This window comes from Nocardioides terrigena (assembly GCF_003047265.1).
Lineage (GTDB): Bacteria > Actinomycetota > Actinomycetes > Propionibacteriales > Nocardioidaceae > Nocardioides > Nocardioides terrigena.
Genome location: NZ_PZYY01000011.1, coordinates 116,334 through 127,515 on the forward strand (window position 1 = coordinate 116,334; position 11,182 = coordinate 127,515).

Genomic DNA, 11,182 nt, shown 5'->3' on the forward strand with positions numbered 1-11,182 from the left:
CTCATCCGTTGACTTTCCGATGCGACGCTCGTCACAGTGGGCGCATGCCGACGTCGTTGCCTCCCCTCGCCCTCGGTGGCGACTACAACCCCGAGCAGTGGTCCCGTGAGGCGCAGGCCGAGGACCGGGCGCTGATGCGCGAGGCCGGGGTGGACCTGGTGACGCTCGGCGTCTTCTCGTGGGCCCTGCTCCAGCCCGCGCCGGACCGCTGGGACTTCGGGTGGCTCGACGAGCAGATGGACGAGCTGCACGCCGCCGGGATCCGCGTCGACCTGGCCACGGCGACCGCGTCTCCCCCGCCCTGGCTCGCCCGCCTGCACCCGGAGATGCTGCCGGTGACCCAGGACGGGCGCACCCTGTGGCCGGGTGGCCGGCAGGCGTTCTGCCCGAGCTCCCCCGTCTACCGCGAGCACGCCCTGGCGCTGTGCCGCGCGATGGCCGAGCGGTACGCCGGGCACCCCGCCCTGGCGCTGTGGCACGTGTCCAACGAGATCGGCTGCCACAACGCGCGCTGCTACTGCGACGTCAGCGCGGCGGCGTTCCGCGACTGGCTGCGGGCGCGCTACCAGGACATCGAGGGGCTCAACGAGGCGTGGGGCACGGCGTTCTGGTCCCAGCACTACGGCGACTTCGAGGAGGTCCTCCCGCCCCGCGTGGCGCCGGCCTTCCCCAACCCGACCCAGCAGCTCGACTTCATGCGCTTCTCCTCGGACCAGCTGCTCGACAACTTCGTCGTCGAGCGCGACGTGCTGCACGAGGTGTCGCCCGGCGTGCCGGTGACGACCAACTTCATGGTGATGCGCCAGACCTCCGAGATGGACTACCTGCGGTGGGGCCGCGAGGTGGACGTCGTCTCCAACGACCACTACCTGATGGCCGCCGACCCCCACGCCCACCGCGAGCTCGCCTTCAGCGCCGACCTCACCCGCGGCACCGCCGGCGGCGCACCCTGGCTGCTGATGGAGCACTCGACGAGCGCGGTCAACTGGCAGCCGCGCAACCGCGCCAAGGCACCGGGCGAGACGATCCGCTCCAGCCTGGCCCACGTGGCCCACGGCGCCGACGCCGTCCTCTTCTTCCAGTGGCGGGCCTCCCGCGCCGGCGCGGAGAAGTTCCACTCGGCGCTGCTCCCCCACGCCGGCACCGACTCCCGGCTGTGGCGCGAGGTCACGGAGCTCTCCCGGGTCCTCGACGCCGTCGAGGAGGTGACCGGGAGCGGTGCCGACAACCGGGCAGCGATCCTCTACGACTGGGAGGCGTGGTGGGGGTGCGAGCTCGACTCGCACCCCAGCATCGACGTGTCCTACCGGGACCGGGCCGAGGACTTCCACCGCTCCCTGTCGGCCGCCGGGATCGGCGTCGACGTCGTGCACCCGGGCGACGACCTCTCGTCGTACCGCCTGGTCGTGGTGCCCACCCTCTACCTCGTCACGGACGAGACGGCGGCGGCCGTGGCGGCGGCCGCCGAGGCCGGGGCGACCGTGGTCGTCACCTACTTCAGCGGCATCGTCGACCAGCACGACCACGTGCGGCTCGGTGGCTATCCCGGTGCCTTCCGCGAGCTGCTCGGCGTACGCACCACGGAGTTCCTGCCCCTCCTCGAGGGGGAGACGGTGCGGGTGGAGGGTCTCGGCGCGACGAGCGTGTCCGCCGACGTGTGGACCGAGGAGCTGGAGCTGGCCGGGGCGGAGCCCGTGGCCCACCACGCCGACGGCCCGGCGCGCGGCCGCCCGGCCGTCACGCGTCGCGCGGTGGGCGACGGGGCGGCGTGGTACGTCGCCACGAGGCTCGACACCGACGGCACCGACCTGCTCGTCGGGCGCCTGCTCGACGAGCTCGGGCTCGACCGGCTGCCGGGGGCCGCGCGGGACGTGGAGGTCACGCGTCGGGTGGGAGCGGACGCGTCCTGGCTGTTCGTGATCAACCACGGCTGCGAGGACGCCCCCGTGCCCGTCACCGGGACCGAGCTGGTGTCCGGCCGGACCGTGGCCGACGACCTGGTCGTGCCGGCCGGCGGCGTCGCCGTCGTACGCGAAGCGGGGCGCTGATGCTGGCCGCACAGCGCCGCAGCCGCATCCTCGCGGAGCTCAACCGGGACGGCACCGTACGGGTCACCGACCTGGTGGACCTCTTGGGCGTCTCGGACATGACCGTCCGCCGCGACCTCGTCGCCCTGCACCGCGAGGGACTCCTCGAGAAGGTGCACGGAGGTGCCCTGGCGGTGGCCGAGCCGTCCTCCTCCGAGCCGGGCTTCGCCGCCAAGTCGGTCCAGCGCCGCCTCGAGAAGGAGGCCATCGCCGCCCGGGCCGCCCAGCTCGTGCACGAGGGCATGGCCATCGCCGTGTCGGCGGGGACGACCACCCACGCCCTCACCGAGCACCTGGCACGGATCCCGCACCTCACCGTGGTCACCAACTCCATCTGGGTGGCCGACGTGCTGCACCGCGCGGGTGACAGCACCACCTCGGTCCTCCTCACGGGTGGCCTGCGCACCCCTTCCGACGCCCTCGTCGGGCCCGTCGCCGTCTCCTCGTTGCGCAGCCTGCACGTCGACGCCTTCTTCATGGGGGTGCACGGCATGGACGTGCGTGCCGGCTTCAGCACCCCCAACCTGCTCGAGTCCGAGACCAACCGCGCGATGATCGAGCGCTCCCGGCGGCTGATCGTCTGCGCCGACTCCAGCAAGTGGGGCGTGGTCGGGCTCAGCAGCATCGCCGCGCTGTCCGACGCCTCGGTCCTGGTCACCGACTCCCGGCTCTCCGCGCAGGCAGGCGGCATCCTGGCCGACCACGTCGGCGAGCTCATCCTGGTCGACGTCGACGACGACCTCGACCACGTGGACGACCTGGCCTCCGAGTCGTCCCGGGACGCCTGAGCGATGCGCGACGACAGCTCGACGGCGACCGTCCACCTGCGCCGGGCCGGGGTGAGCCTGTTCGTCGCCCCCGACGACGACGGCGTCCCCGTGGTGGTCCACTGGGGCGCCGACCTCGGCGACCTCGACGACGCGGCCCTCCGAGACCTGGTCGCTGCCCGCCGGCCGGGTATCCCGCACTCCGCCTTCAACACCGCGCGGCGTACGGGCCTGGTCCCCGACCCCACCCGTGGCTTCTCCGGCACCCCGGTCCTCGAGGGCCACCGGGTCGGGGGTCCGGCCGCGGCGGCGACACCCCGTCCGACCGACTGGTCCGCCCGGGTCGAGGACCCCGTGCACGGGGATGCGACGGCGAGGTTCACCGGGACCGACGACGAGGCGGGCTGGGTGGTCGCCGTCGACCTGGGGCTCAGCGAGGCCGGGCTCGTCAGGATGAGGACCTCGGTGACCAACACCCTCGACGGCACCCTCCACCTCGCCGCCGCTCGCACCGCTCTCCCCGTCGGCCCCGCGGCGACCGAGCTGCTCGACCTCACCGGACGGTGGTGCAAGGAGCGCAGCCCGCAGCGGCACCCGTGGGTCCAGGGCACCCACCGCCGCGACGCCCGCCACGGCCGCACCGGGCACGACGCGACCCTGCTCATGGTCGCCGGCACTCCCGGCTTCGACTTCTCACGCGGCGAGGTGTGGTCGGTGCACACCGCCTGGAGCGGCAACCACACGACGTACGCCGAGCGCACGCCGGAGGGCGACTGCCTGCTCGGCGGCGGCGAGCTGCTGGCGCCCGGCGAGGTCTCCCTCGCCCCGGGCGAGACCTACCGCGGCCCGTGGATGCTGGGCTCCTGGTCCGATGCGGGGCTCGACCCGATGAGCCACCGCCTGCACGCGCACCTGAGGGCGCACGCACCGCACCCGGCGCACGAGGCCCCGGTCGTCGCCAACACGTGGGAGGCCGTCTACTTCGACCACTCCCTGGACCGCCTCACCGCGTTGGCCGACGTCGCCGCCTCGGTCGGGATCGACCGCTTCGTCCTCGACGACGGCTGGTTCCGCGGACGCCGCCGCGACACGGCCGGGCTGGGCGACTGGACCGTCGACACCGACGTGTGGCCCGAGGGCCTGCACCCGCTCGTCGACCACGTGCGCGGGCTCGGCATGCAGTTCGGCCTCTGGGTGGAGCCCGAGATGGTCAACGTCGACTCCGACACCGCCCGGGCCCATCCCGAGCGCGTCCTCCGCGGCCGCCACGACCTGCCGCTGGAGTGGAGGACGCAGCAGGTGCTGGACCTGCAGGACGAGGGGGCGTACGCACAGGTGCGCGACAGCCTCGTGGCCCTCGTGGACGAGTACGCCATCGACTACCTCAAGTGGGACCACAACCGCGACCTCACCGACGCCACCCACGGTGGCGTGCCGGCGGTGCACGGGCAGACCCTCGCCGCCTACGGGCTGCTCGACGAGCTGCGGGCAGCGCACCCCGAGCTCGAGATCGAGTCGTGCGCCTCCGGCGGCGGGCGGGTGGACGCCGAGGTCCTGACCCGCACCGACCGGATCTGGCCGAGCGACACCATCGACCCGCTCGAGCGCCAGCACCTCCAACGCTGGACGTCGCTGCTCGTGCCGCCCGAGCTCATCGGCTCGCACGTCGGCGGACCCGTCGCGCACACCACCGGACGCACCCACCGGCTCGGCTACCGGGCCGCGACCGCACTGCTCTACTCGTTCGGCACCGAGTGGGACCTCACCGGCCTCGACGCGGGGACACGCGACGAGCTGCGGCGCTGGATCGCGCTGCACAAGCGGGTCCGCCCGCTGGTCTCCGGCGGCACCCTGGTCCACCCCGACCACCCGGACCCGGCGGTGCTGGTCACCGGGCTCGTCGCCGCGGACCGCTCCGAGGCGTGGTACGTCGTGAGCACCGTGGCCGCGACCGCCACCCAGCACCCCGCGCCGCTGCGCCTGACGGGGCTCGACCCCGACCGGTCCTACCGGCTCACCGACGAGACGGCGACCGCGGACCAGCACGCCGCGGACCTGTCGCCCTGGTGGGCTGCGGGCGCCGGGCTGGTCGTGGGCGGACGCGCGCTCGCCGGCGCGGGTGTCAGCCTGCCCGCGATGTCCCCCGAGACCGCGCTGGTGCTGCACGTCCGAGACGAGTCGCGGGCCTGAGCCGGACCCGTCCAGTCGACCTCAGGTCGGGACGGCGGTGACCACGAGGTTCTGCTGGTAGCCGCCGGCCTCCGGCAGGTAGGGGCCGGTGCAGGTGACGAGGCGCAAGCGCTCCGGCCCGGTGCGGGCGAAGACGGCGGCGGGCAGCGCCTGCTGGTCGAACCTCTCGATGCTGTCCACCCGGTAGGTCCGGACCTCACCCGGCCCCGTGACCACCTGCACCACGGTCCCGACCTCGACGGCCTGCAGGGCGACGAGCGGCCCCACCCCGAACCGGCGGGAGTCGACGTGCCCCGCCAGCACCACCGACCCGTCGTCCCCCGGGGAGGGACCGAACCGGTACCAGCCCAGCACGCGCGGGTCGTCGGGCAGGCGCATCTGCCGGTCCCCGCCCACGCCCACCGGTCGCACGTCGGCGTCCAGGCCGAGGGCGGGCACGCGCACGCGGAGAGGAGCAGCCGTACGACGCGTGGCGAGGGCGGAGAGGGAGGCGTCGGCGCGCTGGACGGGGGCCCGCACCGGTCGGCTTGATGGCTCGACGCGCCCACCTCCCCCCGCGCTCGAGGGTCCTGCGGACGGCGCCGACAGCGCGGCCTCGCCCCGGACCTCCCGGACCTCGACGAGCTCGCCACCCCGGGTGAGGACGACGAGGCTGAGCAGGAGCCCGGAGGTCGCGGCGGTCGCCACGGCCCACCAGGTGCTCCTGCCCAGCCTCGTCATGGTGTGTCTCTCCCGATCCGGTCGCTCAGCGTCGGGTGCGTGCCGGGGCGAGCCGGCCACCTGCGACAGCGAGGGCCAGGAGCGACGCGGCGCCGAGGCCGAAGGCCCACAGCGGGGCACCGCCACCGGCAGCAGCAGCGCCGGTCTCACCGCCGGGGACCCCCGACGGGGCCGAGTGCAGCCCGTCGATGGTCTGCACGGCGAGGTCGAGGTTGCCGTCCGCCGCCGATCCCCAGGCGTAGACGATCGTGGAGGTCCCCTCCGCGAGCTCGACGTCGGCGGGGCCGAGCACGGCCTCGCTCTCCCCGGCCAGCGTGACGTCGGCCGAGTAGCTGCCTGCGGGGACGTCACCGGTCGCCTCGTCAGGGTTGGCCAGGCCGGGGAACAGCACCTCGCCGTCCGCCCGGACGTCCACCGCCGGCGCGGCGGCGGTGTGCCTCACGACCAGCCGGGCCTGGCCCGCCTCGGTCGCCGAGACGTCGTTGACGAACGGCGTCAGTACGGGGTTGCCGTCGGCGTCGAGGTGGGCCACCACGGTGGCGTTGGCGCCGGCCGGCACCTCCACTCCCTGCGCCTCGATGGCCGGGTCGGCGTTGTCGGGGTTGTCGCCGTCGGCGAAGACCTGGAGGTCGTAGGTGCCCGCAGGCAGGGTCAGCGGGTCGGTGAGGGTCCCGGGGGCGAAGTCGGGGATGAGCTCCTCGCCGTTCGCGTAGACGTCCACCGTCAGGCCCGGTACGGCGTGCAGCACCGAGACCGTCGCCTCGGCCTGCGCGGCCGAGGCCGGCGCGGTCATGGCGGCCGGGAGGGTGACCAGCGCTGCGGCCGAGAGCAGGGCAACAGTTCTCTTCATCGGACTGTCCTTTCGTGGGGGTGATGTGCACCACGTTCGGAACAGCCCCGGCGCCCGGATTTGGAATCTAGACAAAAACTTCGACAACTTGTCGAAGTCGCCGTATGGACCCACTCCGGCGCCCGCTCGGCGCGCCTCCGCCGGCCGGCGTACGGATCGCACTAGAAACGTGCCCAGGCCCCGCCACGTATGAGGTAGCGGGGCCGCACGCGTGCCGTGACAGCAACGAAGGCCCACCAGGTATGAGCTGGTGGGCCTTCGTGTCTTCCGGACCGGAGTCCTTCCGACACCTCAGTTCTACGCCTGCGGGGTGCCCGGCGCAAGGGACCTTCGGCCCCACCGGGGCGGGGCGCTAGCGTCGTGGCGTGATCACCGACCTCGTCCTCGGCACCATGTACTTCGGCACCCGCACCGACCGGGCCACGTCCTTCGCCCTGCTCGACCGCTTCGTCGAGGCCGGGGGCACCACCCTCGACACCGCCAACTGCTACGCCTTCTGGGTCAGCGGGACCGGTCACGGAGGGCAGAGCGAGGCGCTCATCGGCGAGTGGCTGCGGGCCAACCCGGGCCTGCGCGAGCGGCTCACCCTCGCGACCAAGGTGGGCGTCGAGCCGCTGGACGGTGGCGGCGTGGAGGGCCTGGGCGCCGAGACCGTACGCCGGGAGGCCGGCCGCAGCCTGGAGCGCCTGGGGGTCGACCGCATCGACCTCTACTGGGCGCACGGTGAGGACCGTCGTACGCCGATCGAGGAGACCACCGACGCCCTGGGCGAGCTCGTCACCACCGGCACCGTCGGTCGCGTCGGCATCTCCAACCACCCCACCTGGCTGGTCGAGCGCTCCCGCACCCACGCCCGGGCACGCGGCCTCGAGCCCGCGAGCGCGCTGCAGCTGACCACGTCGTACGTCGAGCCGCGGCCCGGCGCCGCGGTCGAGGGCAAGGACCACCGGTTCGGCTGGGTCACCGACGAGACGATCGACTACCTCGAGCGCAACGACGGCATCGAGCTGTGGGCCTACAGCCCGCTGGTGCAGGGCAGCTTCGACCGCGACGACCGCCCGTTCCCGCAGGCCTACGACCACCCCGGGACCACGGCCCGGCTCGCGGCGCTCACCGAGGTGGCCGCCGAGCTCGAGGTGGCCCGCAGCCAGGTCGTGCTGGCCTGGCTCCTGCACCGCTCGCCGCAGGTGCGCCCCATCGTCGGGGTCAGCTCCCTCGAGCAGCTCGAGCCGGCCCTCGCCGCAGCGGAGCTGGACCTCGACGCCACGACCATGGCCCGCCTGGATCAGCCTGCGTAGGCGTCGATCTCGCCGAGGATCCGCGCCTGCACGTCCTCCGGGGCGAAGGACGCCCGCACGGCCGAGCGTGCGAGGTCGGCGACGCCGTCCTCGTCGAGGCCCAGCAGGTCGGCCGCGACGCCGTACTCGCCGTTGAGCGTCGTGCCGAACATCGGCGGGTCGTCGGAGTTGATCGTGACCGGCACACCGGCCTCGACGAACGTCCGCAGCGGGTGCTCGTCCATCGTCGCGACGGCGCGGGTGGCGATGTTGGAGGTCGGGCAGACCTCGAGCACGATCCCCGCGTCGGCGAGGTGCTCCAGCAGCTCCGGGTCGGCCGCCGACGACGTGCCGTGGCCGATCCGCTCCGCGCCCAGGAGGCGGACGGCGTCCCACACCGTCTCGGGGCCGGTGGTCTCCCCCGCGTGCGGGACCGAGCGCAGGCCCGCGGCCCGGGCGGCGTCGAAGTGCGGCTGGAACTGCGGTCGGGGCACCCCGATCTCGGGACCGCCGAGGCCGAAGCCGACCAGGGCGTCCGGGGCGTGGTCGAGGGCGTAGGACAACGTGGCCTCCGCAGCCGGGATCCCGCTCTCGCCGGGGATGTCGTAGATCCAGCGCATCACCAGCCCAAAGTCGCGCTCGGCGGCCAGCCGGGCGTCCTCGATGGCCTCGGTGTAGGCCTCGATCGGGATGCCCCGCACGACCGAGGTGTACGGCGTGCAGGTCAGCTCGGCGTACCGGAGCCTCTGCTCGACCGACATGTCACGGGCCACCTCGTAGGTCAGCATCCGCACGTCCTCGGGGGTGCGGATGAGGTCGACCACGGACAGGTAGACGTCGATGAAGTGCGCGAAGTCGCGGAAGGCGAAGAACTCCCGCAGCTCGTCCGGGTCGGTCGGCACCCCGGCGGCGGGGTGGCGCTCCGCCAGCTCGGCGACGATCCGCGGCGAGGCGGACCCGACGTGGTGGACGTGCAGCTCGGCCTTGGGCAGGCCGGCGATGAAGTCGGTCAGGATCACGCCGGGGAGTCTCGCAGCGCCCCGCGGCGGGACCCGAATCGCCGCAGGGGTTTCGAGGCTCGCTCCGCTCGCACCTCAACCAGCGAGTGGCTCCGCTCGCACCTCAACCAGCGAGCGTCACTGCAGGCCGGCCTCCAGGTTGGCCGCGACCTCGCCGATGGTCGAACCGGGGACCGGCTCACCGTCGAGCAGGACGGTCGGGGTGCCGTTGACGCCCGCCTCGGAGGCCGCGCCGGTGGCGTTGTCGACCCATCCCTCGAAGGTGCCCTCCTCGATGCCCGTCCGGACGGCCTCCTCGGACGCGCCGGCCTCGACCGCCTTGTCGATGAACCAGTCGCTGTCAGGGAAGTCGTCGGCGTCCTCGGCCGGCTGGTCGGCGTACACCAGGTCGTGGAAGGTCTTCGCGACCTCCGGCCCCTCGGCGTCGAGGACGACGGCGAAGGCGTTGGCCGCGTCCATCGAGAAGTCACCGAAGCGGCTCAGGAAGTTGACCGGGCGGAACTCGACCCGGGCGCGCCCCTCCTCGACGGCGGAGGTCAGGGCCTCTCCGGCCTCGGCCTCCAGCACGCCGCACACGGGGCACAGGAAGTCCTCGTAGATCACGACCTCGTGGGTCGCACCGGCGTCACCGACGGCCACGCCGTACGCCGCCGTCGCGCCGGCGGGGGCCGCGGCGTCGTTGCCGGTGGAGTCGCGCTGGCTCTGGATGAAGAACCCGCCGCCGATGATGATGACGATGCCGGCGACCACCGCCCCGATCGTCAGGATGCGGCGCAGCCGCTCCTGGCGCTCCCGCTCCGCCTTCAGGGCAGCCGCCCGGGCGGCGCGCTCAGCGGCCTTGTTGCGCTTCGACATCGATGTCCCTCTCCAGTGTGTCCGTGTCTGTCAGGTCCCCCGACCGGGTCGGGGAGATGAGCGAGTCCAGCGACCATCGGGTCCGCGGGCGTACGACGAGCCACAGCGACGCCAGCAGCAGGCCGACGTCGCGGGCGATCTCGCCGGGGTACTTGGCCGAGGCGCCGTCGAGCTGGCCGCCGCCGCCGAAGCAGCCGCAGTCGATCTCCAGCCCGCGGGCCCACGCCGACGCGATCCCGATGATGAAGGCCACGAAGAGCACCACCGACACCACAGCCATCGCCCGGGTCAGCAGACCCAGCACGAGACAGAGACCGACGACGACCTCGAGGATCGGCAACGCGTAGCCGACGGTCGGCACGATCGACTCGGGCAGCAGGTCGTAGGCACGCACGGCGCGCACGCTCTCCGCGGGATCGGGGAGCTTGAGCATCCCGGCGACGATCCACACGCCTCCCGTCACCAGCCGTGCGGCGAGCCCGATCCAGTCCTTCACGGCCCCGAGCCTAGGCGGCGTGCCTGAACCGTGCCTGAGAGCGAGCGCCGCGGGTGGGCCTGAGTAGTGTGACTGCCTGTGAACGAGCGACTGGTGTGGATCGACTGTGAGATGACCGGCCTCGACCTCGGGGCCGATGCCCTGATCGAGGTCGCGGCCCTGGTCACGGACTTCGACCTCAACGTGCTGGGTGAGGGCATCGACGTCATCATCAAGCCGCCCGCCGAGGCCATGGACCAGATGGTGGAGTTCGTCCGCTCCATGCACATCACCTCGGGCCTCATCGACGAGCTCGACTCCGGGCTCACGATGGCCGACGCCGAGGAGCAGGTGCTGGCCTACATCAAGGAGCACTGCCCCGACGGCAGCAGGCCGCCCCTGGGTGGCAACACCGTCGCCACCGACCGCTCCTTCCTCGCCCGCGACATGCCGACCCTCGAGGGGTTCCTGCACTACCGCAACGTCGACGTCTCCTCGATCAAGGAGCTCGCCCGGCGCTGGTACCCGCGCACCTACTTCGCCGCCCCCGCCAAGCGCGGCAACCACCGGGCGCTCGCCGACATCCAGGAGAGCATCGAGGAGCTGCGCTACTACCGGGAGGCGGTCTTCGTCCCGCAGCCCGGCCTGGACAGCGTCGGCGCCCGTGAGATCGCGGCGCGCCACGCGGGCTCGATCACCGGGCTCACGGGGGACTCCCCCGATTCCGGCCCGGCCACCTGATTGCCCTACACTTCTCATCGATCTCGCCGGTCGGATTCACGGCGGGGATCATGGTGGGTATAGCTCAGCTGGTAGAGCGCCGCCTTGTGGTGGCGGATGTCGCGGGTTCAAGTCCCGTTACTCACCCAAAGTGAACCCCCAGTTCGGCCCACATAAAGGTCGGGCTGGGGGTTTCTGCTATGCACAGACGATACACATGGG

At 73.0% G+C, this 11,182-nt stretch carries 10 protein-coding genes and 1 tRNA gene; 6 read left to right on the top strand and 5 right to left on the bottom strand.

Annotated features, from left to right (window positions below; all coding sequences use genetic code 11):
• Positions 1-44 precede the first annotated feature (44 nt).
• The 3 genes from DAE25_RS20275 to DAE25_RS20285 are packed head-to-tail and all read left to right on the top strand — an operon-like array spanning position 45 to position 5,044.
• A complete protein-coding gene (locus DAE25_RS20275; RefSeq protein ID WP_107767925.1) occupies positions 45-2,048 on the top strand; it encodes a beta-galactosidase in 2,004 nt (667 codons plus the stop codon).
• Positions 2,048-2,875: a DeoR/GlpR family DNA-binding transcription regulator gene (locus tag DAE25_RS20280; RefSeq protein WP_199907701.1), complete on the top strand. Its 828-nt coding sequence runs from the start codon at positions 2,048-2,050 to the stop codon at positions 2,873-2,875. The genes DAE25_RS20275 and DAE25_RS20280 overlap by 1 nt, the downstream gene beginning before the upstream one ends.
• A 3-nt stretch (positions 2,876-2,878) precedes the next feature.
• A complete protein-coding gene (locus tag DAE25_RS20285) occupies positions 2,879-5,044 on the top strand; it encodes an alpha-galactosidase (protein ID WP_107767926.1) in 2,166 nt (721 codons plus the stop codon).
• Positions 5,045-5,065: 21 nt separating this feature from the next.
• Here the strand turns inward: DAE25_RS20285 and DAE25_RS20290 are convergent, their stop codons facing one another.
• Together DAE25_RS20290 and DAE25_RS20295 are read right to left on the bottom strand one after the other, a co-directional pair.
• On the bottom strand, positions 5,066-5,764 hold the full coding sequence (locus DAE25_RS20290; protein WP_107767927.1) for a class F sortase: 699 nt from the start codon (positions 5,762-5,764) through the stop codon (positions 5,066-5,068).
• 25 nt (positions 5,765-5,789) lie between these two features.
• Positions 5,790-6,614 carry a DUF4397 domain-containing protein gene (locus DAE25_RS20295; protein ID WP_107767928.1) on the bottom strand — a complete coding sequence of 275 codons (825 nt, stop codon included), beginning with the start codon at positions 6,612-6,614 and terminating at the stop codon, positions 5,790-5,792.
• Between the two features lie 365 nt (positions 6,615-6,979).
• Between DAE25_RS20295 and DAE25_RS20300 the strand changes: the two genes are divergently transcribed.
• Positions 6,980-7,912, top strand: coding sequence for an aldo/keto reductase (locus tag DAE25_RS20300; protein WP_107767929.1), 933 nt, complete (start codon positions 6,980-6,982; stop codon positions 7,910-7,912).
• On the opposite strand, the gene DAE25_RS20305 is transcribed toward DAE25_RS20300, so the two are convergent.
• The 3 genes from DAE25_RS20305 to DAE25_RS20315 form a co-directional block, all read right to left on the bottom strand.
• The gene (locus tag DAE25_RS20305) at positions 7,900-8,910 is read right to left on the bottom strand and encodes an adenosine deaminase (protein ID WP_234411171.1); all 1,011 of its coding nucleotides are present in this window, start codon (positions 8,908-8,910) and stop codon (positions 7,900-7,902) included. The two genes, DAE25_RS20300 and DAE25_RS20305, sit on opposite strands and share 13 nt — an antisense overlap.
• Before the next feature lie 117 nt (positions 8,911-9,027).
• Complete coding sequence (locus DAE25_RS20310) at positions 9,028-9,765, bottom strand: DsbA family protein (RefSeq protein WP_107767930.1); 738 nt, start codon at positions 9,763-9,765, stop codon at positions 9,028-9,030.
• Positions 9,740-10,261 (bottom strand): MauE/DoxX family redox-associated membrane protein, encoded by a 522-nt coding sequence (locus DAE25_RS20315; RefSeq protein ID WP_234411172.1) that lies wholly within the window; start codon positions 10,259-10,261, stop codon positions 9,740-9,742. Before DAE25_RS20315 ends, DAE25_RS20310 begins: the two co-directional genes overlap by 26 nt.
• A gap of 78 nt (positions 10,262-10,339) precedes the next feature.
• On the opposite strand from DAE25_RS20315, the gene orn reads away from it, so the two are divergent.
• Both orn and DAE25_RS20325 read left to right on the top strand, forming a co-directional pair.
• Positions 10,340-10,981, top strand: coding sequence for an oligoribonuclease (gene orn / locus DAE25_RS20320; RefSeq protein WP_107767931.1), 642 nt, complete (start codon positions 10,340-10,342; stop codon positions 10,979-10,981).
• A 53-nt stretch (positions 10,982-11,034) separates the two neighbouring features.
• Positions 11,035-11,107, top strand: a tRNA-His gene (locus DAE25_RS20325).
• Positions 11,108-11,182 lie beyond the last annotated feature (75 nt).

Excerpts from the sequence above, each read along its gene's own strand:
- DAE25_RS20280 (WP_199907701.1), top strand. The coding sequence starts at position 2,048 with ATGCTGGCCGCACAGCGCCGCAGCCGCATCCTCGCGGAGCTCAACCGG.
- DAE25_RS20275 (WP_107767925.1), top strand. The coding sequence starts at position 45 with ATGCCGACGTCGTTGCCTCCCCTCGCCCTCGGTGGCGACTACAACCCC.
- DAE25_RS20285 (WP_107767926.1), top strand. The coding sequence starts at position 2,879 with ATGCGCGACGACAGCTCGACGGCGACCGTCCACCTGCGCCGGGCCGGG.
- DAE25_RS20310 (WP_107767930.1), bottom strand. The coding sequence starts at position 9,765 with ATGTCGAAGCGCAACAAGGCCGCTGAGCGCGCCGCCCGGGCGGCTGCC.
- DAE25_RS20295 (WP_107767928.1), bottom strand. The coding sequence starts at position 6,614 with ATGAAGAGAACTGTTGCCCTGCTCTCGGCCGCAGCGCTGGTCACCCTC.
- DAE25_RS20290 (WP_107767927.1), bottom strand. The coding sequence starts at position 5,764 with ATGACGAGGCTGGGCAGGAGCACCTGGTGGGCCGTGGCGACCGCCGCG.